Raw genomic sequence first — 25,446 nt, forward strand, 5'->3', positions numbered from 1 at the left:
TAGCTCAAGAGAATGACCACAATCCTTCAACTTGGAACGTGGAACATGGAAATAAAAAAGCGCTTAAGCGCTTTTTTTATAATACTAGAGTGTATAATAAATATATATAATGGGCAAATATGCCTCCACATAGTCCGCCTATTGTATGGCTTAATATAGCCTTATTAGCTAGTTGCCTAACTCCAAGGGCATCCATCATACCTACATGGGTACTTAGATATCCGCTCCAACACATGCCCATAGCAGTAAATACAGCAATTTCATTTGCACCTATTATACCACTTTTTAGGAATTCTGTAACTAAGGCTAAAGCAGCTCCCACCGATCCCAAGGATGTAATGGGGAATGCTATGGCTTCAGCATGTTTAAAGCCAAATAGTGGCTTTAATATAGGAGAAAGGTATCCACCTAACTTTGGAAGTAGGTTTACACCTTCAAAGGCTACACCTTTGTATACCTCAACTCCATTTTGCACATCACTTGGACCAAATGTTAGTATCATTACTATTGTACATATAAATAATACTCCAGGAATAATTGCAAGACCCATTTCAACTCCGTTTTTGCCACCCTCTAATATAGCATCTAAAGCTCTTTCTAAAATATTGCCTGGTCTAATTTCTCGAAGTTTATTGTAATTAACATTTTTTTTAGACTTCAAATCATTAACATTAGAATCTACTTTATAATATTTTTTTGTGAACCTGAGCATAAACTTAACACTGATTATACTTCCAAATACAGCACCTAAATTACCTATTGCAACAGGTATAATAAATTCTGTTCCATCACCTTGGCTGATCATGAATGTAGATAATATAAGACCCATACCAAAGGCGGTTCCAAGATTACATAATACTGGGATCTGATGTTTTTCAAAATACTTAATAAATCCTTTATCCTTTGATAATGATATTATTGCAGGATTATCAGATAGGTAGGTAGTGATGGCTCCTATTGAAGCAGCTCCAGGAAGACCGTATAAGGGTTTCATTATAGGTGAGATTATCATATTTATAAGTGCTACAAAACCAAATTCAGATAAAAGAGCTGCAAAGGACCCGGCTAAAACGGCAATAGCCATAATAAAGAAAACCGTGTCTAGTAATAATTCGTGGGCTGTTTTCATTATTACATTAAACATTACTCCCACACCCATCCTTGAGCTTAGATATCCAAAGCATAAAGTGATAATAGCCAAAAATATAAAGGTTTCCATCGATACAGATCTTTTCATTCTAGATGATGAATCGGTGACCACGATTTTTTTGTTAACGTTTTCCATAAGCATACCACCTTTAAAATAATATTTAGTAATCTTTAATATTTTAATTGTACAATTAGAGTTTGCAACTTTCAATTAATTGATACTAATTAAAAACTTAAATATTTGTAATAATTTTCAAAAGCTCCATTTTCCAGTACGTGCAAAATGGCTATCAGGTGAGTTGAATCTTTGAGAATCATATATATGGAGATTGAAAAATATCAATAATATACATCCAAAGTTATTAAAATTATCTATCGAGGAAATTGCATAATTACTTTCTATAATAACCATCTACTACATGTAGTTTTAAAATTTTCAGAGCTATACCACCAAATATGCTTATATCTTAAGTAATTAAATTAAGGATGATATTCGCATATTAGGTTTAGCCAAGTAAGAGTTATGCAATTTCCTCTATCAACTGGATTGAAATAAATTAAGATTCATCCTAAACTCTCTATAGGGATTTTAGTATAGACTTTAACTTATACTATGAAAAACCTATATATATAATTGACAACTTAAGCAATATTATTTAGAATATAGAAAACGCAATAAATCTTTTTGTTCTTATAAGTGTGTTCTATAGAATTAATTATAAACGTAAAAAACTGGAGGTTATGCTAACATGGAAATAGAAAAAAAGCGAAAAGAGGTTTTATTTAGTAGAGAAGATATACAAAAAAGAGTTCAAGAGTTGGGCCGAGAGATATCAAAGGATTATGAGGGAAAGAATTTGGTAGTTGTTTCTTTACTAAAAGGAAGCTTTATTTTTACGGCAGATTTGGTTAGAGAAATCAATACACCTGTTAAAATAGAATTTATGGCTACTTCCAGCTATGGGCATTCTACAGAAAGTACTGGGAAAGTAAAGGTTTTATATGATATACAAGAGAATTTAGAGGGATATGATGTACTAATAGCCGACGATATTGCGGATACCGGTATAACTATGGAATTTATTATCGATTATTTAAAATCTAAAAACCCAAATAGCATTAAAAGCTGTGTTTTATTAGATAAACCATCGAGAAGAAAGGTAGAATTAGAAGCAGATTATGTTGGATTCACTATACCGGACAAATTTATAGTGGGCTATGGCTTGAACTATGGTGATTATTACAGAAATGTTCCTTATGTTTTTGCTTTTGTAGACTAGGCAAAGAGACCAAGATCTCTTTGAGTTGTAAGTTCTAAGTTCAAAGTTTTGGAGCAAGTTTTTGGGGAGTTTAAAAACAAAAGTCAGTAGCAAAATTAACATGCTACTGACTTTTTATAGTTGACAAGGAGAAAGACTTTAAAGTCTAATTTTTGTAAGGTCCATAGGAATGACTCAAACCTTAGAACTAAAAATGCGCTGCAACGCATTTTTACCCCCTTAAATCATCTAAAAGCTGTGTTTTATCAATAGTTTGTTCATCCTTTTCTTTAACTACTCTTGCAGGAGTACCAGCCACAACTACGTTGGTAGGGACATCTGTAGTTACTATAGAGCCTGCAGCAACTACAGAATTTTCTCCAATAGTAACACCTTCTAATATAACTGCATTGGCGCCGATTAAAACATTATCCTTTATTGTAACTGGAGTAGCACTTGGTGGTTCAAGTACACCTGCTAAAACAGCACCTGCTCCTACATGGGCGTTTTTCCCTACAGTTGCTCTAGCTCCTAATACAGCATTCATATCAATCATGGTGCCTTCTCCGATTTCAGAGCCTATGTTTATTACTGCTCCCATCATAATGACAGCATTTTTCCCAATTTTTACTCTATCTCTTATAATTGCTCCGGGTTCAATTCTAGCATCGATATTCTTTAAGTCTAATAAAGGTATTGCGGAGTTTCTTCTATCATTGTCTATTATATAATCTTGAATCAAAGAACTATTTTCCCTTAAAAATGTTGCAATATCATCATTTTGACCAAACAGCATCCAAAAATCATTGCTTCCAAAAATCTTAATGGACTCATCTTCTATGGATTCAAGATTTCCTTTGACATATACCTTTGCAGGAGTAGCCTTTTTAGCGTCTTTAATAAATTTTGCTATTTCGTATGGATTTGTCATGTCAAACTCTTTTGAATTAATTTCCTTCGTCATTTGTTATATCAATCCTTTCTTAAAATGTATGATAGTATTATTTTAATATATCATCCATATTATATAAACCATTTTCTTTAGTAATTAAAAATTTAGCTGCTTTAACTGCTCCAGCGGCGAATACCTTTCGGGACATTGCCGAGTGCTTTATTTCTATTATTTCATCAGACCCAGCATAAATAACTGTATGTTCTCCCACTATAGTTCCACCTCTTATTGCATGGATGCCTATTTCTGATTTTTGCCTTTTAGTTGATCTTCCATATCGGCCATATGAAAATTCTTTACTATCTTCCAATTCATCATTAATGGTCTTTGCGATCATATATGCGGTTCCACTTGGAGCATCGACCTTTCTGTTATGATGCTTTTCTATAATTTCTATATCAAAATCATCTTTTAGAACTTTAGCAGCTTTTCTTGCTAAGTCCATAATTAGGTTGACGCCCAAGGACATATTACCTGATCTAAACAAAGAAACTGCTTTTGAGGCATCATCAATTTTTTTAACAATAGTTTCATCTAATCCAGTTGTACAAATAACAGCAGGAGTTTTTGTTCTAACACAGTAATCTATTAGATCTGAAACCATAGAATGATGGGAAAAATCAATTATTACATCTGCTTTAACATTACAATCGCTAAAATGACTAAATACAGGATAGTCATATATATCACTAACGTTTTTATCTATGCCAGCCACAACATTCATATTACTGTCTTCACCAATAAGAGCTGTAAGTACCTGACCCATTTTTCCATTACTGCCGCAAAGTAATACCTTTATCAATGTAAAACCTCCTACCCTATATTAAAGTAATCCATACTCTTTCATTCTAGTTTTAAGAATTTCTAAATTGTCATCGGACATATCCACTAAGGGCAGTCTTAGCTTACCCATATCCAGTCCCATTAGATTCATGGCAGTTTTCACGGGAATAGGGTTGACTTCCATGAAAAGTGAATCTATTAATGGTTTCATTTTTAATTGAAGGGTACATGAGCCCTTAATATCACCATCTATAAACCTTTGAACGATATCGTGGGTGTCCTTAGGAGCAATATTAGCTACCACTGAGATCACTCCAGCACCCTTTAGGGACATCAAAGGAACAATCATATCATCATTTCCAGAATAAATGTAGAAATCATCGGGTACTAATCTAGCTATTTCAGCAATATGGGCTATATTACCGGTGGCATCTTTGATGCCCATTATATTTGGAATCTTAGCAAGCTCTGCTAATGTACTAGGAAGTACATTTACGCCTGTTCGTCCAGGCACATTATAAACAATTATTGGTGTAGTTACTTCATTAGCTATAGCAGTAAAGTGTGCAATAAGACCTTTTTGAGTAGTTTTATTATAGTATGGAGTTATCACTAAAAGACCGTCAACCCCAACCATTTCCCCATACTTACTTAATTCAATAGCGTGTTGAGTACAATTGCTTCCCGTACCTGCTATAACAGGGATTCTTTTATTTACTTTTTCTACTGTGAATTTAATAACTTCTTTTTGCTCTTTATCACTTAAGGTAGTTGATTCTCCTGTAGTCCCACAAATAACTATGGCATCTGTATCTTGCTGTATGTGCCACTCAAGTATTTCTTCAAGCTTATCATAATTCACCCTGTTATTTTTAAAGGGCGTAACCAATGCAACACCGGAACCTCTAAAAAGATTCATTCAGATCATCCTTTCATTTTAATAGGTATAATTAATGTAGCTAGGTTTATATGCTGATACCGTATTATTTTAAATCATATATATATTATTGTACACAAATTATTGTTTAAAGCAAAAAAATAAACAGTCAAGAGCAAAAAGTGCAATTGACTGTTTGGAAGTCAGCTTAGTTCCTTTTTGCCCTGTGTGAAATAGCACTCCATCAAAAGACTGGGCAATCTATTGACGACAGTACTATACTTGTTCAGTATAGTCCCAACACATAGTTTCGGGGGATTTGGTATGTGTTTCGGCAGCTGCACCTTTCCTACAGAACTATATTCCCCAATAAGTTTAATCTGAAGTACTCTTTGCAAACTGCGGCCTCTATATCACAACAAAGATATTCTTTTATTGATTTTTCTTTTGTAGTTTAAAGATTTTTTAATAATTCTTCAGCAATTTGTACTGCATTAGTAGCAGCACCTTTTCTAATGTTATCCGCAACAACCCATATATTTAATCCATTATCTACACTGAAATCTCTTCTGATTCTGCCAACATAAACCAAATCAGTATCTTTGGCCGTAGTTGCTAGTGGATAAACATTATTATTAAGGTCATCCTGTAGAACAATTCCTGGACTATTATTAAATAAATCCTTTACATCTTCAATTTCAAAGTTTTTTTCAACTTCAACGTTTACAGATTCACTGTGACAATCGAATAATGGAACTCTTACAGCGGTTGCAGTTATTTTTAAATCATAATCACCAAGTATTTTTTTAGTTTCATCTATCATTTTAATTTCTTCTTTTGTATATCCATTTTCCATAAATATATCAATATGTGGAAGACAATTGTTAGCTATTGGATGAGGATAAGCTTTTTTAATATTGTTTCCCTTTAAACCCTCTTCTAAATCTGCTACTCCTTTTACACCAGAACCAGATACGGCCTGATATGTAGAATAAACAATTCTTTTAATATTGTATTTATCATGTAGAGGCTTTAAAGCAACTACAGCTTGAATAGTTGAGCAGTTTGGGTTGGCGATAATGCCTTTATGCCACTTTAAATCCTCGGGATTTACTTCTGGAACAACTAAAGGGACATCTTCCTTCATTCTCCATGCACTACTATTATCTACAACTATTACTCCTTTAGAAGCTGCAATAGGGGCAAATTTTTCGCTTATACTACCTCCGGCTGAAAAAAGAGCAATGTCTATATCTCTGTCGAAGGAATCTTCCCTTAACTCTTCAACAGTATATTGGGTACCCTTGCACCTTACTTTTTGTCCTGCCGACTTTGATGAAGCGAATACATATAGATTTTCATATGGGAAATTCCTTTCTTCTAGAACCTTCAAAAAAGTTCTTCCCACCATTCCTGTTGCACCTACAATAGCTATATTTACCTTTTTCATGCCTTAACCTCCCATTCTTCATTTGAATTAAATAATGGCATCTATCTTTTTATGTACACCGCCTATTAAACTTAATGGTGTACCTTTATAAAGAAATTACTGTTTAAATATATAATATGCCCAAAGAATAAGGATTGTTACATGTAATGATTATAAAGGAACGCTAATAAAAATACTGAATTTTTCCATTGAAAAACAGCAAAAAGAAAACAGGCTTTCTTCCTTAATTGTGTTTAAATTACATATATGGTAACACTGATACCATAGTATGTCAACATAAAATAGGGTATTTATTTTTTTGAATAAAAATCATCATGTTTCATTGCTATATTGTAGAAAATAACAAAAAAGTATAAAATGGATTAAACGACATAAGGATGTATAGAAAATCATGTGAATTAGAAAAGAAATAATATATTGAGGTGAGATAATGATTAAGATAAATAATGTTATTCAGGAAATGGGTAATGAGATTATTAGAATAAGACGAGAGCTGCATAGAATACCGGAGTTAGGCTTTGAAGAATATAAAACCAGCAGTTATATTTTAAGCTTTCTTGATAAGTTAAATGCCGATGTAATAGAAAAAGTTGCTGGAACAGGAGCCATAGCCTATTATAAAGGAAGTGAGGGTAGAAAAACCCTGGCCTTTAGAGCTGATATGGATGGACTACCCGTTATAGAAAAAACCGATGCACAATACAGTTCCCTGCATGAAGGCAAAATGCATGCTTGTGGTCATGATGGACACTCAGCCATATTATTGGGGCTTGCAAAATATTTATCCATGAATAAATCAACGATCAAGGATAATATACTTTTGATTTTTCAACCAGCCGAAGAAGGCCCTGGGGGAGCGGAGGTTATCATTAAAGAAGAGGTTCTAAAAAAATACAATGTGGATTCTATCTATGGACTTCATCTATATCCTGATATCCCACAGGGTAAGATAGGGATAAAGGCAGGCCCATTGATGGCACAGACAGGAGAGTTTGATATCGTGGTGAAGGGCAAAAGTGGACACGGTGCAATGCCTCATAATGCCAATGATTCAGTGGTTATTGCTTCAGAGCTTGTGGGACTAATACAGCAAATTGTCAGTAGAAATTTGGATCCCGTCGAACCTGCTGTCATAACTATAGGAAGAATTGAAGGTGGCGAAAGAAGGAATGTGATAGCTGGTGAAGTTACAATGGAAGGAACGATGAGGGCTTTTAATGATTCCATATATAAAAAGATGAAGAGAAAAATTACTATCATATCTAAAAGCTTGGCAATGGCCCACGATTGTGAGATTGACATTGTTTTTAGAGATATGTACCCCTTTGTAGATAATGATAATAAATTAGTCGATGAATTTATCAAGGCCATAGGTGTAGATGATATTGAAATTGTCAAACCCCAGATGACCGCTGAAGATTTTTCATACTATCAAAGAGAGGTACCGGGTTTATTCTTCTTCTTGGGAGTCAGAAATGAAGAAAAAGATTTTGTTTATTCACTTCATAATTCAAAGTTCAATTTTGATGAAAATGTATTGCTAACTGGAGTTCAGGCTTATGTAAGCATACTTTCTCATAGTGATGCATTGGAAATATAATAGTGGAGGTGAAGGCTATGAAAAAAGGTAAATTTACTATATTAGAGGTAAATATTCTATATTTCGCCATGGCTTTATTGCTAGTTTTTCTTGGTGCCTATGTCCAATCTCTAAACATAAAGAGTGGACTTTTAATTACCGAGTATATATTGGTGCTACTTCCCGTTGTTATTATATTGAAATTAAAGCACATTAATTTGAAATCCTTTTTAAGATTAAACAAACTTAAATTAAAGCATGGATCAATTATCGTTTTAGCCACCCTATGTATCTATCCTGTGGCAATGTTTTTTAACTTAATTATGCTTACTATTTTAAGTTGTTTTGGATTAAATATAGAGCCTGTGCCCATACCTACTGCCGATAGCTTAATACAATATATTGTATTGTTTTTTATCATAGCAGTTTCAGCGGGAATATGTGAAGAAGTATTTTTTAGAGGATTGTTATTAAGGGTATATGAGAAAAAATCTAAAATGAGTGGGCTTGTAATAACGGCAATTTTGTTTGGTTTATTTCATTTCAATCTGCAAAATTTAATAGGGCCTATTGTTTTAGGATTAGTTTTTGGATATCTAGTACAAATTACTGATTCTATTTATGCTGGTATTATAGGGCATATTACTAATAATGGCTTTGCCGTTACTTTAATGTATGTATCCAATGTTTTGCAAGGAAGGTTAAGTGAATATGGGGATATGCCTGTGGATAGTACAGTTTTAAATACTGCGAAGCTATTTATGGCGACTATAATGATAGGAGTTATTGCTGCTATTACTGGGGGAATTGCCTATCTGCTTATAAGGGTTATAAAAAATGATATAAATTTAAGTAAATGTGTAGATGATGAAACCTCAATAGAGAATATATCAAATCAGCAGGAGATAATCATTAAAGAAGAAAAATTTATACTGCTTAAGTTTATTCCAATTTTATTAGTAATAGTTATGTATGTTGTTTTTTCTGTATTACGATATTCTAAATAATCAAGGTGAAACTCTATCTAAAAAAATGCCGCGAAGACCGTATGAATCTTGGGATTTGAATATATATTTAAAGGGGGGAATGGAAGACAATATAATAACATTTAAAAGCATAGGATTTATGAAAAAAAATATCAGCAAAAATAACCAATTATTACAAAAATTCTAAAAATATAATTGTTTTATGTATAAAAACTAACCCCTTACTCAATAATATTTGAGAGGGGAGTGATCAATTTGTCAAAAAAGAATAGGGACAAGAATAAAAAATTTAAAATTGAAACTGTGGAAGATAAGTGGAAGTATGAAATTGCTTCGGAGTTGGGTCTTCTTGATAAAGTTTTAAGTAATGGTTGGGGGGCTCTTACCGCTAAGGAAACCGGAAGAATAGGTGGACTAATAACTGTGAGAAAGAAAAAAATAAAAAAAATGCAGGATCAAGAAAAACAAGTACAGGAGGGATAGATTTTCTATCTCTTTTTTATTTTTTAATTTGTTTTTTAAAATATTTTATGTATAATTTACTATTGTATAGAGATTAAAAAATTGGAAGTGATATTCATGGAAGCATATAGTGGATTTGCTCAGGTTTATGATTTTTTAATGGAAGATGTAGACTATGATGGATGGGTAGATTATATAGAAAAAACATATCATAAAGAAGGTATAAAGCCCCATACCATTTTGGAGCTTGCCTGTGGAACAGGAAACATCACCAATAGATTAGCCAAAAAAGGCTACGATATCATTGGGGTGGATATATCTAGCGAGATGCTGACCTTTGCTAAGGACAAGGCACAGGATATGGGCATTAACGTAAAATATCTTAATCAGGATATGAAAGAGCTAGATTATAATAAAAGTATAGATAGTGTATTATGTTTATGTGACGGAGTTAATTACATACTTGATGAAAGTGATTTATTAGAAGTGTTTCAGAGGGTATATTCTTTGTTAAAGAAGGATGGTTTATTTGTTTTTGATATAAGCTCCTATTACAAGCTTTCTGAGATTTTAGGTAATAATGTATATGCTGAAAATTTTGAAGATATATCATATATTTGGGAGAACTATTTCGACAAAGCTGTAGGTATTTGTGAATTAGATTTAACGATTTTCAAAAGAAAAGATGGACTTTTTGAGAGGCACCGGGAATATCACTATCAAAGAGCCTACAGGGTTCAAGAAGTATTGAGTATTTTAAAAAAAGTTGGGTTTAAAAGTATTGATGTATATAAAGCTTTTACCTTTGATAGCTATAGTGCTGATGACGACAGAGTGAACTTTGTATGTAGAAAATAATAAATTTATTTTATATATTTTTGAAAAACATGTATAATATTTATAAAGGTTGAGCATCTTAATAAAAACAGGTTTTAAAATATAGGGTTTAGTATAGTAGAATTTAACCTATACATAGGCAAATACTTGATGCTTAAGGATATTTTGTATATGTATTAATTAAAAGTTTTACTTGAATCTCTATATATTTGATTGACACTGCAACAGGGCTGTGTTAAAATTAGTATGAGCTAGCTTAATCTTAATTTTTGAAAGTTTTAGGAGGATTGATTGTTACATGAAAGGTAAAGTAAAATGGTTTAACGGCGAAAAAGGTTATGGATTCATCACTGGAGAAGACGGAAAAGATGTATTCGTACATTACTCTGCAATTCTTGGAGACGGATTCAAGACATTAGACGAAGAGCAAGAAGTTGAATTTGATGTTGTTGATGGGGATAAAGGACCTCAAGCAACTCAAGTTACTAAGCTTTAATTTATATAAATGAATTAATAAGCTTACCAGCCCTGACTAGTTCAGGGCTTTATTGCTGTGGATCACTTGTTGAAAACCAGAACTAATCAAACCTAAATCTTAGAACTTATCATTTAGAATTACGAAAGTATCATTGGATGCTTTTGTTCACATAAAGCAGTTGGAGGGATTAGATTGAAGAATTATATAGTTAGAGGTTTGGCTGCAAATAAAAGCATAAGGGTTTTTGGAGCTGTAACAACTGATATGGTAGAAAAAGCTAGAGAAATTCATGGTACTACCCCTGTTGCCACAGCAGCTTTGGGAAGGTTAATAACTGCTGGGTCTATGATGGGATATATGCTAAAGGGTGATAATGATACCTTGACCTTACAAGTGAGGGGTGTTAATGAAATAAAGTCAATCGTAGCGGTTTCAAATTCTAAGGGATATGTGAAGGGTTACATTTCAGATCCATATATAGATGTAAAATTAAACGAAAAAGGTAAGCTAGATGTGGGAGGCGCCATAGGGAAAAATGGTAAGCTAATTGTTATAAAAGATCTTGGACTTAAAGAACCCTATGTTGGACAATCCAATCTAATAACAGGGGAAATAGCAGAGGATATAGCCGCTTATTATATGTATTCTGAACAGCAGCCTTCTGTAGTTTCCTTAGGGGTTTTATTGAATACCGATGGATCAGTTAAAGCAGCTGGAGGATTTATTATTCAGCCCCTTCCAGATGTGGAAGAAGAGGTTTTGATTAAGCTTGAAGAAGCAATTAAGGATGTGACTCCGGTTACATCTATGATAGATAAAGGTATGACTGCTGAAGAAATTTTGAAAAATGTTTTAAAAGACTTTGATGTGGAAATAATAGAGGATAAAAAAGTAGATTTCATGTGTGACTGTACACGAGAAAAGCTTGAAAAGGCCTTAATTAGCATTGGGGAGAAGGAATTAAGGGATATAATAGAGGAAGATGGCAAAGCAGAATTAAAGTGTCATTTTTGTAATAAAAAATATATGTTTAATAAAGAGGAGCTAACCCAGCTTCTTGATTATGCTTTAGGTAATAAATAATCTTATATACAAAGCTTTTATGGACTATTAGATGTATACCTAGTGGTCCATAAATATGTTGTAAATACAAGTATATAGTTATACTTTATTATTAAATAGGTTAAATTTATGTAAAAATTTTATTGACAATAACTTCATTTTGCTGTAATATAATATTTGTCATATTGATCAAAGGGGCGCATAGCTCAGCTGGGAGAGCACCTGCCTTACAAGCAGGGGGTCACAGGTTCAAGTCCTGTTGCGCCCACCAAGTCAACAAAACTTTGTAGCGAACCTTTAGGTTCAAGGGAAGTTTTGTGGTTTTTATCAGTAGGTAAAAAGACTTCTTTAATAAGCCCAGATAGCTCAGTCGGTAGAGCAGGGGACTGAAAATCCCCGTGTCGGTGGTTCGATTCCGCCTCTGGGCACCATATGCGGTAGTGGCTCAGTGGTAGAGCATCGCCTTGCCAAGGCGAGGGTCGAGGGTTCAAATCCCTTCTACCGCTCCAATCAAATAATATGGCGGCATAGCCAAGTGGTAAGGCAGAGGTCTGCAAAACCTTTATTCCCCAGTTCAAATCTGGGTGCCGCCTCCAAAACCAAAAGACATCCTTTAGGATGTCTTTTGCTATTTTATAGAGAGTTCCAATGGACTCTAGACACTAAGCTTCTATTATATAGAATTTTTATTGCAAGAGGGTGGATTGAATTTATGGAAAAATTTATAGAAACTCCTTTTTTACCTAAGGGTAAAGTAAAAACGGTTATAGTAGACAAAAGGGTTCCAAAATGTGTACAGAATAAAATACGAGCTAAAGGTATAAATATTATTGAGACTCCTTATTGTGATAACCTGTATAATGCGGTCTCGGCTCACCCGGATATGCTTATGCATCATATGGGAGGCAATGAAATTGTTGTGGCACCAAATATTTATGATGATATATATATCAAACTTAAAGAATTAAATTTAAAAGTAATTAAAGGGAATACTATGTTAAAGAGTACCTATCCCGACGATATTGCATATAATGTAGGGAGAATAGGCCAAATAGCTGTACACAACTTTAAATATACAGATAAAAGAATTATTAAAAGTCTTGAAGAAAAACGATTAAAGCTAATAAATGTAAATCAAGGATACTCCAAATGTTCTATATGTATAGTCAATGAAAAAGCCATAATTACATCGGATCGAGGAATTGCTGGAAAGCTAGAAAAATATGATATAGATGTATTGCTAATAAAAAGTGGATATATTGATTTGCCAGGTTTAGATTATGGATTTATAGGTGGAACATCGGGATTGATTGAAAATAAAAAAATGTTTTTTTCCGGTGATATAAGGGAACATCCTGATTTTGAGATGATAAAAAAATTCTTAGAGAAATATTCAGTTGGGTTTGATATTGTAGAAGATAAAAAACTTATTGATATAGGTTCCATTATACCCATTACAGAAATATAAACCCATGAATTGTATGTAAATTCTTCATAAATGACAGTAAAAACAAAATATAACAGAACATTATTTGTATATGCTTTTTTTTAATCCCGTATACTACTACTGAAAGGAGGGAGTGATAATAGTGGATCTACTTTCCATTACTTTTTATGAAAATGAAGAAGTTAACAGCAGTGTAGTTGATATGATAACCAAAAACTATAATAATAAAGACATGGTAGTAAGTAATAGTACAGCAAAGGATGGCAAGTTTAATACAATTAGATTTTATATAGATGAAAAAATGGTTAATAAGAATGATATTTTATATGATGATTTTTTTAATGTGTTCAAACATTATGCGGCTGTTGGTATTTCCAATTATATAGTAGATGTTCTGGAATTAAGTATAATAGAAAAAATTCTTCAAGCCGATTATTGTTTTTTAAAGGCCAGTGAAAAGAAAACTATCATAGAGCAATTAAATATTTGTTTAGATAATGAGATTTATGATGATAGTATTGATGTACCATATAAAGTAAATAGAAAAGCCAAAATAATCTATAAATTAATGGATTTTTTTGCTGAAAATGATAGCTTGAACATAGAAGGATTTGTCAATTTTAGGTTGAGGAATTATCTTGATGACATATATGAGGTGATTGATAGAGTCGTAGAAGAATTCGTGATGGAAAAGGAATATAATGAGTTTATTAAGCTTCTAAGGTATTTTGTAAATATCCAAGAATCCAAAATAGACTTAATAAATATTGTTGTAGACAAGGGGGGTAAATATCACTTCTTTGATGAAAAAAACAAAGTAATAGATGATAACTACATAAGGGGTTTGATAGATGATCTAGTTGATAATAACTTGAATAATGATGATTTTCTTGTAAGCTCTCTTATAACAATAGCACCTAAAAAAATAATATTTCACCTAGCTTCGAATATAAAAAATACAGAAATAATTGAAACTATAAAAAACATATTTGACGACAGGGTTTATATATGCAATAACTGCAAAATTTGCAATATAAATAAGGATATAAAGGGAGAGTAGATATGAACATAATCTACTCTTTCTTATTGCTATTGAAAGGACTAGGGTTATATGGTATACTTTATTTTGTTTGCATAAGATAAAGATATAAGAGGTGAAAAAATGTTTTGGGTAAAAGTAATGATATTGTCTATAATTGGAGCTGGAATAGGATGGATGACAAATGTTTTTGCAGTAAAGTTGATTTTTAGACCCTTAAACCCCATAAAAATACCTGGTTTAAATTTTTCTATTCAAGGGTTGATTCCAAAGAGAAAATCTGAGATAGCTAGAAGTATTGGTCATACAGTGGAAACCGAACTTATTTCTATTGAGGAAATAATAGATAAATTGATTGAAGAAGAAAATAAAGGCCAAATCATATCACAAATTAAGAAAAAAGTTAGAACTATTGCTGAAGAAAAGATGCCTTCCCTTATACCTGGAGCCATAAGGGGTATGATACTTGTTTATGTAGATGAAATCATAGAAAGTGAAGGGGAAAATGTAATAAATGAATTAAGTGAAAAGCTTATTCATAAGGCTACTAGCAAGGTAAAGATTTCTGAAATAATTGAAGAAAAGATAAATGATTTTGAATTAGAAAAGTTAGAAGAAATAATTATAGGCATTGCCAAAAAAGAGTTGAAGCATATAGAGCTTCTGGGTGGGCTTATAGGGTTTGTTATAGGTTTTATGCAAGGTATAATAATTTTACAATTTTAGTGTATAATAAATAAATAAAACACAAAAACTTATTGACAAATAGATTTTTATCAATATAATTATATTAAACCAATAATAGTAATGCTATGATAGGGAAGAGTACTATAGATTCTGTCTTCAGAGAGGAAATGCCATTGGCTGGGAGCATTTCTGATATGGTTATAGGAAAACTACCCCTTGAGCAGTAGTTTAGTAGTCTTAGACGAAAAATCTACCGGGTGGCAACGTTAATGCCGTTAGAGTGGATATATTATCCATTAGGGTGGAACCACGGGAGCAACCTCTCGTCCCTACTTTATGTAGAGACGAGGGGTTTTTTATATTTAAATTGAGCCTAAAATAATACTAAATAGGTGACGAGGAGGTTTGTTGTATGGAACAAGTAAAAATTACTTTGAAGGATGGTTCAGCAAAAGAGGTGGAAAAAGGAACAACAATACTAGAACTTGCTAAGGGTATAAGTGGAAGACTTGCAAAGGAAGCCATGGCTGGTGAGATAGATGGTAATGTTGTAGATTTAAACTACGAGCTAGATAAGGATTGTGAGGTTAATATATTAAAATTTGATGATGAAGGTGGAGCAGATGTATTTAGACATACTAGTGCCCATATATTAGCTCAAGCAGTTAAAAAATTGTATCCCAAAACAACTTTAGCTATTGGGCCAGCCATTGAAAATGGATATTATTATGACTTTGACTCTGAACATAAATTTACTCCTGAAGACTTAGAAAAAATTGAAAAAGAAATGACTAAGATAGCTAAAGAAGATTTGCAAATAGAAAGATTTGAGCTTCCTAGAGATGAGGCTTTAAAATATATGGAAGACAAAGGGGAAGGGTATAAGGTTGAACTTATTACAGATTTACCCGAAGACGCTGTTATTTCTTTCTATAAGCAGGGAGACTTCGTAGATCTTTGTGCAGGACCCCATCTACCTTCCACAAAGCCAGTTAAAGCCTTGAAACTCTTAAGTCTTGCCGGTGCTTATTGGAGAGGTGACGAAAAGAACAAAATGCTTCAAAGAATTTATGGGACTTCTTTTCCAAAGAAAAAACTTTTGGAAGAACACATTCATAGATTAGAAGAAGCTAAAAAAAGGGATCATAGAAAATTAGGTAAGGAATTAAAGCTATTCACTATTTTAGAAGAAGGACCTGGTTTCCCATTTTTCCTACCAAAGGGTATGGAGTTAAAAAATACCCTTATGGACTACTGGAGAGAAGTCCATAAAAAGTGGGGATATGTACAGGTTGAAACTCCAATCATACTAAATAGAAAGCTTTGGGAAACTTCTGGACACTGGTATCATTATAAAGAGAATATGTACACTTTACGAATCGATGATGAAGACTATGCTATAAAACCGATGAACTGTCCAGGTGGAATGCTAGTTTATAATACAGAGATGCGTTCCTATAGGGATTTTCCAATGAGACTTGGTGAAGTAGGTAGAGTTCATAGACATGAGTTATCCGGGGCACTTCATGGTCTTATGAGGGTAAGGGCCTTTACTCAGGATGATGCCCATATATTTATGCTTCCAGAGCAGATCAAGGATGAAATTAAAGGTGTAGCTAAGTTGATAGATGAAGTTTATACAAAGTTTGGATTTAAATACCATGTGGAATTGTCTACTAGACCAGAGGATTCAATGGGTAGTGACGAAGATTGGGAAATGGCTGAAAATTCTTTGAAAGAAGCTTTAGAAGAATTAGAATTGCCCTATAAGATAAATGAAGGTGATGGTGCATTTTATGGCCCTAAAATAGATTTTCAATTAGAGGATTGTATAGGTAGAACATGGCAGTGTGGAACAATTCAGTTAGACTTCCAACTTCCACAAAGGTTTGAATTGACATATGTAGGTAAGGATGGGGAAAAACATAGACCTATAGTAATCCATAGAGTGGCATTTGGTAGTATAGAAAGATTTATTGGAATACTTATTGAGCATTTTGCTGGTAAGTTCCCTACATGGCTTGCACCTGAGCAGGTTAGAGTACTACCTATAACAGATAGACATATTGACTATGCTGAGAGTGTTGCTAAGAAAATGGATGCAAGGGGTATAAAGGCAGAAGTTGACGGCAGAAGTGAAAAAATAGGTTATAAAATACGTGAAGCACAGCTTCAAAAGGTTCCATATATGCTTATTGTTGGAGATAAAGAATCAGAAACACAAACTGTATCTGTACGCTCTAGGGATAGAGGGGAATTGGGAAGCCAAGAAATAGATAATTTTATTGAACAAGTAATAAATGAAATAGAAAATAGAATATTGTCAATATCTGAAGAATAAAAAGAAAAAGATGAAAAAGTCGTTTAGAAAAACTAAACGACTTTTCAGATTGTTGACAAGGTCAACAAGATGGCAGGCTGCCTAAAAAAAGTCGTTTAGAAAAACTAAACGACTTTTTTATATGATTGAAAGATTTTTGGAACTGTCAAAATTTTTTATTATTGTATTTAAATCTTCTCCTGTCAATGTTTCTTTTTCATACAATACTCCGGCTACCTTAGTTAATAGCTCCTTATTAGCTTTAATTCTTACTAATGTATCCTTGTAGCAATTATCGATTATTTTGTTTATTTCTTTATCAATTGAGTCATAGCAATTCTTGATGAGACTTGGTTCATAGAATCTATTTTCTAAATCACTCATGCCATATTCACAAACCATTTGAAAAGCTAATTGATTTGCTTTTTGGAGGTCATCCTTAGCTCCCGTTGAAATATTACCAAAGATCACTTCTTCTGCGGCTCTTCCCCCCAGCATAACCTTTATTTTGTTATAAAGCTCTTCTTTGGTTATTAAAAAACGCTCTTCGTCAGGAGTATACATCACATATCCTAGTGCTTGACTTCTAGGTATAATGGAAATTTTGGAAATTAAGTCTGTACTCAGTATTTTTCCCATCAAAGCATGGCCCGATTCATGGAAAGAAACTCTTTTCTTTTCTTTTTCTAAAATGGAAAAATTTTTTCTTTCCAAACCACCGATAACTTTCTCAATGGCATTATTAAAGTCATCGAAATCAATTATTTTCTTATTGTTTCTTACCGCTAGTATGGCAGCTTCATTAGCGATGTTTGAAATATGGGCACCAGACATGCCATGGGTTCTTTTTGCCAGCTCTTTGACATCTATTTTGGGACTTATAGGTTTATTTTTAATGTGAACCTTAAAAATTTCTTCCCTAGATTTAATATCCGGATTACCTATAAATATGTTCCTATCAAATCTTCCAGGTCGTTTTAAGGCTTCGTCAAGCATGTCAATTCGATTAGTGGCTCCTATGATTATAACAGTCTGATCGTTGTTAAATCCATCCATCTCTATTAATAATTGGTTTAATGTTTGATCCTTTTCGTTATTACTTTCTAGGGTTCTTTTAGCTCCAATGGCATCTATTTCATCTATGAAAATGACTGAAGGAGCTTCTTTTCTAGCTTTTTCAAATAATGATCGTACTCTTTTTGCTCCTACTCCAACATATTTTTCCACAAACTCTGAACCGCTGGCGGGAATAAATTTTGAGTTTGTTTCACCTGCAATGGCTCTGGCTAATAAAGTTTTTCCCGTTCCTGGAGGACCATGTAACAAAATCCCCTTCGGAATCTTTGCTCCCATAGTTCTGTATTTATCTGGGTTTTTCAAAAAATCAATTATCTCTGCCAGTTCTTCCTTTGCTTCATCCAATCCTGCTACATCCCTAAAACCTATGGCAGTTTCATTTGCCTTTTCGTTTCTTTTTTCATTTTTTTCATTTTTAAGATGGGCGGGAGCAAACTGGGGTGAATTATTGTCGAACTTTAAAAAATATATCAATAAAAAGATACTAATCACTATTAGTAGACTAGTTGTAGATCCTCTAATACTAATATGGCTTGCAGATTTACTATTAATACGAGATACTGCAACTATTATGATGTTTAAAATTATTGAGGATAAAAAAATAAAAAAAAGGGTCTTTTTTTTCAAAATAAAAACCACCTGCCTTTTATTTTATCGTAATTTTGACTGAGGATATAGGGATTAAAGTAAAAACTTTGATTTATACAACATGGCCAAAACTCCCAGAAACCCTAGGTATTTGTATATGTATAAGCTAAGTTTCACTATGTAAACCCTATATTCATGGTTAAATAGTAAATTTTATTTATATTCGATATTAGTGTACCCAAAGTCAGGATAAAAAATAAATCAAAACAAAAATTATATGATTTCTGAAAATTTTATATATTAATAAAATTATATAAATAAAGAATATTAATAAAGAAGGAATATTCAAAAAAATGTAGAATTATATGTCTTAGAAAAGATTATATTGGTAATATTTTAAAAAAATGTATATGGATAAATAATTTATGATATTTTGAAAATTTAACTAAATGAAGAAATTACATGGCTCTTACTTGTCTAAACCTAATATGCAGATATCATCCTTGATTTAATTACTTAGGATATAAGCATATCCGATGATTCTAGGGATTTTTGATGTGTATAAATTAACTGTTTAACTGGAATATCTATAATTAAATTTTATAAAAATTTTTATTTAAGGAATTAATTTATGCATGTCTACATAATTATTAATTGAGGAAAATATTCGTAATACCAGTCGGTAAATATATAAGAAATTGTTCTTTGTATCTAACTTGTCTACTTAATCTCTTAAAGTCATTCAACCATACATAATAAGTCTACAAAAGGTTTTTTAGAAGAGAATGCATAACCCTTATTGCTGTTAAAAATCAACAAAACTGCAATAATATTACATGCGCATCTTCTATTAAATATATCTTCAACCTATTTTGAAATGAAGGGAGGTAAATTTTCAACATTTCAAATCAAAAATATTTCTATGAAAATAGAGGGGGATTTTTTTATGTTTAAGAAGTTTTTAGCTATTTTATTAGTTCTAACTTTATTAGTTGGATTGACCGCATGTGGACAAAAACCTGCTGCAACTGAAGAACCAGCAGCCAAAGCTGAAGAACCAGCTCCTGCAACCGAAGAGCCGGCAGCTAAAACTGAAGAACCAGCTGCTGATGGAAACTGGAAGATAGGTATAATGACTGGTACTGTTTCTCAAAATGAAGAAGAGTACAGGGCAGCGGAAAGAGTTTTAAAAGAATATGGTAAAGAGCATATTATGATAATGACTTATCCAGATAAGTTTATGGATGAGCAAGAGACAACTATAGCTAATGTGGCTAGTATGGCAGAAGATCCAGATTGTAAAGCCATTATATTCGTACAGGCAGTTCCAGGGGCATCTGCGGCCATAGATAAAGCAAGGGAAATTAACCCTGACCTTTTAGTTATAGCAGGTCAACCGGGGGAAGATCCAGGTACAATATCTTCTAAAGCTGATATAGTACTTAGTCCCGATGATTTAGGAATGGGTACAGAAATACCGGCTCAAGCTAAGAAGCAAGGGGCAAAAGTGTTTGTGCATTATTCATTCCCAAGACATATGTCCTATGCTCTTCTTTCCGCTAGAAGAGACATATTTAAAGAAGAATGTAAAAAGCTTGGAATGGAGTTTGTAGATGCCACAGCTCCAGACCCAACAGGCGACGCTGGGGTTCCCGGTGCGCAACAATTTATTCTTGAAGATGTACCTAGAATGGTAGAGAAATATGGTAAGGATACTGCATTCTTTAGTACTAACTGTGCTATGCAGGTTCCTCTTATAAAATCAGTTGTAGATCAAGGTGCTATATATCCACAACCTTGCTGTCCATCTCCATATCATGGATTCCCGTCAGCACTTGGTATCGAGATTCCTGAGGATAAACAAGGGGATGTTGCTTATGTTGTTGATGAAATCACAGCTAAAATGAAGGCTGCTGGCATGGAAGGTAGAACCTCTACATGGCCTGTTCCCGTAGCTATGATGTTTATAGAAGCTGGAGCTGATTATGCTAAGGCATATATCGATGGTGAAACAGAGGGTAAGTTTGATCAAGCTGTATTAAAAGATAAGTTTGAAGCCTATGCTGAAACAGAAATTAAAATGACTTCTCTTGAAGAAAATGGAAATAAATACGACAATTATATAATGGTATTACTTGATTTCTTAACATTCTAATTATTAATCAATATAGTATAAATAATGTAAGGTTGCCATAAGGGTGACCTTACCTTTTCTATGAAATCATAAGGCGGTGATAGTGTTGGAAGAAAAGTTTGTACTTCAAATGAAAAATATCAAGAAAGAGTACTATGGTAATCAAGTTCTTAAGGGTATAGATTTGAAGGTGAAACCTGGTGAAATACATGCACTGTTAGGTGAAAATGGTGCGGGAAAATCAACACTTATGAATATCTTGTTTGGTATGGCCGTTATTCATTCGACCGGTGGATTTGAAGGTGAAGTTTTATTGGATGGAGAAGTTAGTAAAGTTAAATCTCCTAAGGAAGCGATGGAAATGGGTATAGGAATGGTACATCAAGAGTTCATGCTCATTCCGGAATTTTCTATAACTGAGAATGTTAAGCTCAATCGAGAACTTTTGAAGGATAATCTAATCAGCAAACTTACGGGGGGAAATGCATTAAAGTCCCTCAATAAGAAAAGTATGCATAAGGATGCTCGAAAAGCACTCGATACTTTGGGCTTGGATATAGAGGAATATGTTAAGGTTGCTGGATTGCCCGTTGGACACATGCAGTTTGTTGAAATAGCAAGAGAAATTGATAAAGAAGGCATAAAACTCTTGGTATTTGATGAACCTACAGCGGTTTTAGCTGAAAGTGAGGCGGTCAATCTTATTAATGCAATGAAGAGACTTGCTGATAGTGGTATTGCTATTCTATTTATTACCCATAGATTAGATGAGGTTATACAAGCTGCTGATAATATAACAATTTTGAGGGATGGCGAGCTGGTTACAACTAAGAAGAAAGAAGAAACTAATGTGGAAGAGCTTGCCGAACTTATGGTGGGTAGAAAAATTGAGATGACAAATAAGGATAGAAATAAAGAATCTTTTTCTAAGAAAGAAGAAGATATTATTCAATTAAAGAATTTTACCGTTAATATGCCCGGCGAAGAGGTTAAAGAAATAAATTTAAATATAAAAAAGGGAGAGATATTCGGTATTGGAGGATTGGCAGGGCAGGGTAAGATAGGTATTGCCAACGGAATTATGGGTTTATATGAAGCAGATGGAGAAATCATATTAAAGGGTGAGAGCTTAAAATTGAATGATGCTGCTGAATCCTTGAAAAATGGACTTGCCTTTGTTTCTGAGGACAGAAGAGGAGTCGGACTTCTTTTAGATTCATCTATAGAAAATAATATTGTAATTACAGCTATTCAGATAAAGGATGAGTTTATACACAAATTGTGGCTGTTTACTTTAATAAATAAAGGAAAGATTAGAAAACATGCCTTGGATTTAATTGAAAAATTAGATATTAGATGTAGGGGACCACATCAGCTTACAAGAAGGCTTAGTGGTGGAAACCAACAAAAAGTTTGCCTTGCTAGGGCATTGACCCTTAAACCAGATGTGCTTTTAGTCTCTGAACCAACAAGGGGAATCGATATTGGGGCAAAGAAGTTGGTTCTTGATTATTTGCTCAAGCTCAATCGCGAAGAAGGTGTGACCGTAATAATGACATCAAGTGAATTGGCGGAGTTAAGGACTATTTGTGATAGGATTGCAATAATCACTGAAGGTAAGGTAGAAGGTATATTAGAACCTAGTGCAAGTGATAAGGATTTTGGACTAATGATGTCCGGAGAATATCATAAGATATATAGGGAGGAGGCGTAGAAGATGACTGAATCAATGAAGGTTATGTATAAAAAGATAGGGTTACCAAGGCTTATTATATCATCTCTTTTCATAGTAATATGTATATCTGCCTACTTTCTTGAATTGCCAATGATATCCCTTTCCTCCGATGTATTGAGAAGATTTGGGATGTTTGGTATTTTGACATTGGCAATGGTTCCCTCCATCCAATGCGGAACAGGGCCTAACTTTGCATTGCCTATTGGATTAGTATGTGGATTGCTAGCTACTGTTATAACACTAGAGTTTGGACTTACAAACAGTATATGGTTGGGGCATGGATTGGTTCCCGCCATCCTTATAGCTATTCCTATTTCAGGACTAGCAGGATATGGATATAGCAAGATGCTTAATAAGATCAAGGGTAGCGAGATGCTTGTTGCTACTTATACTGGATTTTCTGTAGTTCAGTTGTTTTGTATATTATGGGTGGTATTACCTGTTAAGCACCCTGAAATGCTTTGGCCCATAGGAAATGGAATAAGACAAACTGTTTCATTAGAATCAACATTTGCCTATGTTCTTAATGACCTATGGTCATTCCCTTTGTTTGGTATTAAAATCCCCACGGGGTTATTGATATTTTTCTTCCTCAATTGTCTTATACTTTGGTTATTTACTCAAAGTAAAACGGGTATAGCATTGAAGGCTTCGGGAGATAATCCTAGATTTGCCGCGGCATCGGGGATAATAGATGATAAATATAGAATAATAGGTATTACGTTATCTACAATCCTAGGGGCTATAGGGATGATAGTATATTGTTCAAGTTATGGCTTTATGCAGCTTTATACGGGACCTCTATATATGGCATTCCCAGCTGTAGCTGCGGTTTTGATCGGTGGAGCTTCTGCTAGGAAAGCTAAGATATCCCATGTAATTATTGGAGTATTCCTATTCCAAGGATTATTGACTGTGGCATTACCCGTTGCTAACACGGTTTTCAGTCAGGGAAACCTATCGGAGATATTAAGAATGATAGTTCAAAATGGAATAATCTTATATGCATTAACTAAAGTAGGAGGTGATTCTTAGTTATGACAGTTAAAATAGACGAACTAAAGGATTCTCCCAAGAAAACATTTAGATTCAAAAAATTTCTTAAGGAGCAAAGTGTTACAATTCTATTTCTTGTAGTTTGCTTGATTAGTAGTTATTATTCAGGGTATGCTCCCGGGTCTATAGTTAGAGAAATAATTACTAGATTGGCTAGGAATGGATTCTTAGTACTTTCTTTAATTATCCCGGTTATTGCTGGTATGGGTCTGAATTTTGGTATAGTTATTGGAGCTATGGCTGGACAAATCGCAATCTTTTTTGTTACCCATTGGGGCGTGTCCGGTGTACCAGGATTTTTCCTTTGTATAGCTGTAGCTACGCCACTGGCAATAGTATTTGGCATATTGACAGGGATATTATTTAATAAAACTAAGGGACAAGAAATGATAGCTGGAATGATAGCTGGTTTCTTTACAATGGGCCTTTATCAATTCCTGTTTTTAGTAATGATGGGTACGGTAATTCCTGTAGAGAATAAGGTTTTAATGATTAGTGGTGGTGTAGGCGTTAGAAATACCATTGATCTCAGTAGAAATAGGGGTATAAAATATGCATTAGATGGAATATTAAGATTGCCATTTTTACAAACGATAATTGTATGTAGTGTTTTAGTGGCTGTTGTGTTTGCATTTTTACTTGTAAAAAGTAAGTCGGATAAAAGGTTTAGCATAGTAAGTAGAAAAAAAATGAAAACCTATATTGCCTTTAGTATAATAATTATTTTGTCTACTATATTAATATATGCTGTAGATTCAAGAAGAGTGGCAGGATTAAAATTGCCAATGAGTACATTTATAGTTATAGGTATTCTATGTATTTTTAATGCTTTGATAGTCAAAACAAAGCTAGGGCAGGACTTTAGGACAGTAGGACAAAGCATGCATATAGCTAAGGTCTCAGGTATCAATGTTGATAGGGTTAGGATTATTGCTGTAACCATATCCATAGTATTGGCGGCTTGGGGACAAATTATATTTTTACAGAATATAGGAACCTTGAGTACCTATGGAAGCCACGTTCAGATAGCTACATTTTCCATAGCTGCTATATTAATAGGTGGGGCGTCTGCATCTAGAGCCACTAGTGGGCAGGCGATTCTAGGAGTTATTCTGTTCCATACACTTTTCTATGTATCGCCTAAGGCTGGTAACAATCTTTTCGGATCGGCTCAAATAGGTGAATATTTTAGGGCCTTTGTTGCATATGGAATAATAGGGGTTTCCCTTGGACTCCACGCGTGGAAAAAACTTACTGCAAAAAAATAATAAATAGCTTGACAGATACTTTTATAAGTGATAAACTTATTTTTGGAAAAGGATACAAACATAAAAATAAAGTAGAGACATTCGTTTCTCACCTTATGAAATAAATCATTAAGGTTAATATGGCCAAAAAAAGTAATTTAGAACCTGTTTAATATATAATTATGGCTATAAGACGAATGTTTAAACATTCGTCTTTTTGTTTATAAATCTTTTTATTAATT

General features: G+C 33.5%; 21 protein-coding genes, 4 tRNA genes, 1 riboswitch and 1 other annotated feature. Of the genes, 19 read left to right on the forward strand and 6 right to left on the reverse strand.

What is annotated here, in order from left to right; all coding sequences use genetic code 11:
• Positions 1 to 76: 76 nt before the first annotated feature.
• Complete coding sequence (locus tag N4A68_16430; GenBank protein ID MCT4565885.1) at positions 77 to 1,285, reverse strand: hypothetical protein; 1,209 nt, start codon at positions 1,283 to 1,285, stop codon at positions 77 to 79.
• A 613-nt stretch (positions 1,286 to 1,898) separates the two neighbouring features.
• Here N4A68_16430 and hpt point away from each other — a divergent pair.
• The gene (hpt, locus tag N4A68_16435; GenBank protein MCT4565886.1) at positions 1,899 to 2,429 is read left to right on the forward strand and encodes a hypoxanthine phosphoribosyltransferase; all 531 of its coding nucleotides are present in this window, start codon (positions 1,899 to 1,901) and stop codon (positions 2,427 to 2,429) included.
• Positions 2,430 to 2,640: 211 nt separating this feature from the next.
• Here hpt and dapD read toward each other — a convergent pair whose 3' ends face one another.
• The 4 genes from dapD to N4A68_16455 form a co-directional block, all read right to left on the reverse strand.
• Positions 2,641 to 3,372: a 2,3,4,5-tetrahydropyridine-2,6-dicarboxylate N-acetyltransferase gene (gene dapD, locus N4A68_16440; GenBank protein ID MCT4565887.1), complete on the reverse strand. Its 732-nt coding sequence runs from the start codon at positions 3,370 to 3,372 to the stop codon at positions 2,641 to 2,643.
• A 37-nt stretch (positions 3,373 to 3,409) separates the two neighbouring features.
• Complete coding sequence (dapB, locus tag N4A68_16445; protein MCT4565888.1) at positions 3,410 to 4,162, reverse strand: 4-hydroxy-tetrahydrodipicolinate reductase; 753 nt, start codon at positions 4,160 to 4,162, stop codon at positions 3,410 to 3,412.
• A 21-nt stretch (positions 4,163 to 4,183) separates the two neighbouring features.
• Positions 4,184 to 5,062 (reverse strand): 4-hydroxy-tetrahydrodipicolinate synthase, encoded by an 879-nt coding sequence (gene dapA / locus N4A68_16450; protein MCT4565889.1) that lies wholly within the window; start codon positions 5,060 to 5,062, stop codon positions 4,184 to 4,186.
• 184 nt (positions 5,063 to 5,246) lie between these two features.
• Positions 5,247 to 5,439, reverse strand: a riboswitch (Lysine riboswitch).
• A gap of 35 nt (positions 5,440 to 5,474) precedes the next feature.
• Entirely contained in the window at positions 5,475 to 6,470 is a 996-nt protein-coding gene (locus N4A68_16455; GenBank protein MCT4565890.1) for an aspartate-semialdehyde dehydrogenase, read from the reverse strand.
• A gap of 430 nt (positions 6,471 to 6,900) precedes the next feature.
• Between N4A68_16455 and N4A68_16460 the strand changes: the two genes are divergently transcribed.
• The 14 genes from N4A68_16460 to thrS all read left to right on the forward strand — a co-directional run bounded on the left by N4A68_16460 (position 6,901) and on the right by thrS (position 17,388).
• Positions 6,901 to 8,070, forward strand: coding sequence for an N-acetyldiaminopimelate deacetylase (locus N4A68_16460; protein MCT4565891.1), 1,170 nt, complete (start codon positions 6,901 to 6,903; stop codon positions 8,068 to 8,070).
• A gap of 17 nt (positions 8,071 to 8,087) precedes the next feature.
• The gene (locus N4A68_16465; GenBank protein ID MCT4565892.1) at positions 8,088 to 9,056 is read left to right on the forward strand and encodes a CPBP family intramembrane metalloprotease; all 969 of its coding nucleotides are present in this window, start codon (positions 8,088 to 8,090) and stop codon (positions 9,054 to 9,056) included.
• A 234-nt stretch (positions 9,057 to 9,290) separates the two neighbouring features.
• Complete coding sequence (locus N4A68_16470; GenBank protein ID MCT4565893.1) at positions 9,291 to 9,518, forward strand: alpha/beta-type small acid-soluble spore protein; 228 nt, start codon at positions 9,291 to 9,293, stop codon at positions 9,516 to 9,518.
• Positions 9,519 to 9,614: 96 nt separating this feature from the next.
• Complete coding sequence (locus N4A68_16475) at positions 9,615 to 10,355, forward strand: class I SAM-dependent methyltransferase (protein MCT4565894.1); 741 nt, start codon at positions 9,615 to 9,617, stop codon at positions 10,353 to 10,355.
• 277 nt (positions 10,356 to 10,632) lie between these two features.
• On the forward strand, positions 10,633 to 10,830 hold the full coding sequence (locus tag N4A68_16480) for a cold shock domain-containing protein (protein MCT4565895.1): 198 nt from the start codon (positions 10,633 to 10,635) through the stop codon (positions 10,828 to 10,830).
• A gap of 174 nt (positions 10,831 to 11,004) precedes the next feature.
• Entirely contained in the window at positions 11,005 to 11,895 is an 891-nt protein-coding gene (gene hslO / locus N4A68_16485; protein ID MCT4565896.1) for an Hsp33 family molecular chaperone HslO, read from the forward strand.
• A gap of 174 nt (positions 11,896 to 12,069) precedes the next feature.
• A tRNA-Val gene (locus N4A68_16490) sits at positions 12,070 to 12,145 on the forward strand.
• Positions 12,146 to 12,229: 84 nt separating this feature from the next.
• Positions 12,230 to 12,305: transfer RNA gene (locus tag N4A68_16495), tRNA-Phe, on the forward strand.
• Positions 12,306 to 12,308: 3 nt separating this feature from the next.
• Positions 12,309 to 12,383 (forward strand) — tRNA-Gly (locus N4A68_16500).
• A gap of 12 nt (positions 12,384 to 12,395) precedes the next feature.
• Positions 12,396 to 12,470, forward strand: a tRNA-Cys gene (locus tag N4A68_16505).
• Between the two features lie 116 nt (positions 12,471 to 12,586).
• Entirely contained in the window at positions 12,587 to 13,342 is a 756-nt protein-coding gene (locus N4A68_16510) for a hypothetical protein (protein ID MCT4565897.1), read from the forward strand.
• A 121-nt stretch (positions 13,343 to 13,463) separates the two neighbouring features.
• Positions 13,464 to 14,381, forward strand: coding sequence for a putative sporulation protein YtxC (gene ytxC / locus N4A68_16515; protein MCT4565898.1), 918 nt, complete (start codon positions 13,464 to 13,466; stop codon positions 14,379 to 14,381).
• Positions 14,382 to 14,483: 102 nt separating this feature from the next.
• A complete protein-coding gene (locus tag N4A68_16520) occupies positions 14,484 to 15,086 on the forward strand; it encodes a DUF445 family protein (GenBank protein ID MCT4565899.1) in 603 nt (200 codons plus the stop codon).
• 77 nt (positions 15,087 to 15,163) lie between these two features.
• Positions 15,164 to 15,381, forward strand: a binding site (T-box leader).
• Between the two features lie 78 nt (positions 15,382 to 15,459).
• On the forward strand, positions 15,460 to 17,388 hold the full coding sequence (gene thrS, locus N4A68_16525; GenBank protein MCT4565900.1) for a threonine--tRNA ligase: 1,929 nt from the start codon (positions 15,460 to 15,462) through the stop codon (positions 17,386 to 17,388).
• Between the two features lie 117 nt (positions 17,389 to 17,505).
• Here the strand turns inward: thrS and ftsH are convergent, their stop codons facing one another.
• A complete protein-coding gene (gene ftsH, locus N4A68_16530) occupies positions 17,506 to 19,071 on the reverse strand; it encodes an ATP-dependent zinc metalloprotease FtsH (GenBank protein ID MCT4565901.1) in 1,566 nt (521 codons plus the stop codon).
• A gap of 907 nt (positions 19,072 to 19,978) precedes the next feature.
• Between ftsH and N4A68_16535 the strand changes: the two genes are divergently transcribed.
• The 4 genes from N4A68_16535 to N4A68_16550 all read left to right on the forward strand — a co-directional run bounded on the left by N4A68_16535 (position 19,979) and on the right by N4A68_16550 (position 25,225).
• Positions 19,979 to 21,187 (forward strand): DUF3798 domain-containing protein, encoded by a 1,209-nt coding sequence (locus tag N4A68_16535; protein MCT4565902.1) that lies wholly within the window; start codon positions 19,979 to 19,981, stop codon positions 21,185 to 21,187.
• Between the two features lie 85 nt (positions 21,188 to 21,272).
• A complete protein-coding gene (locus tag N4A68_16540; GenBank protein ID MCT4565903.1) occupies positions 21,273 to 22,880 on the forward strand; it encodes a sugar ABC transporter ATP-binding protein in 1,608 nt (535 codons plus the stop codon).
• A gap of 3 nt (positions 22,881 to 22,883) precedes the next feature.
• A complete protein-coding gene (locus N4A68_16545) occupies positions 22,884 to 23,936 on the forward strand; it encodes an ABC transporter permease (protein MCT4565904.1) in 1,053 nt (350 codons plus the stop codon).
• A 2-nt stretch (positions 23,937 to 23,938) separates the two neighbouring features.
• Positions 23,939 to 25,225 (forward strand): ABC transporter permease, encoded by a 1,287-nt coding sequence (locus tag N4A68_16550; protein ID MCT4565905.1) that lies wholly within the window; start codon positions 23,939 to 23,941, stop codon positions 25,223 to 25,225.
• The last annotated feature ends 221 nt before the right edge of the window (positions 25,226 to 25,446 follow it).

It is taken from the genome of Maledivibacter sp., from assembly GCA_025210375.1.
Classification (GTDB): domain Bacteria; phylum Bacillota; class Clostridia; order Peptostreptococcales; family Caminicellaceae; genus JAOASB01.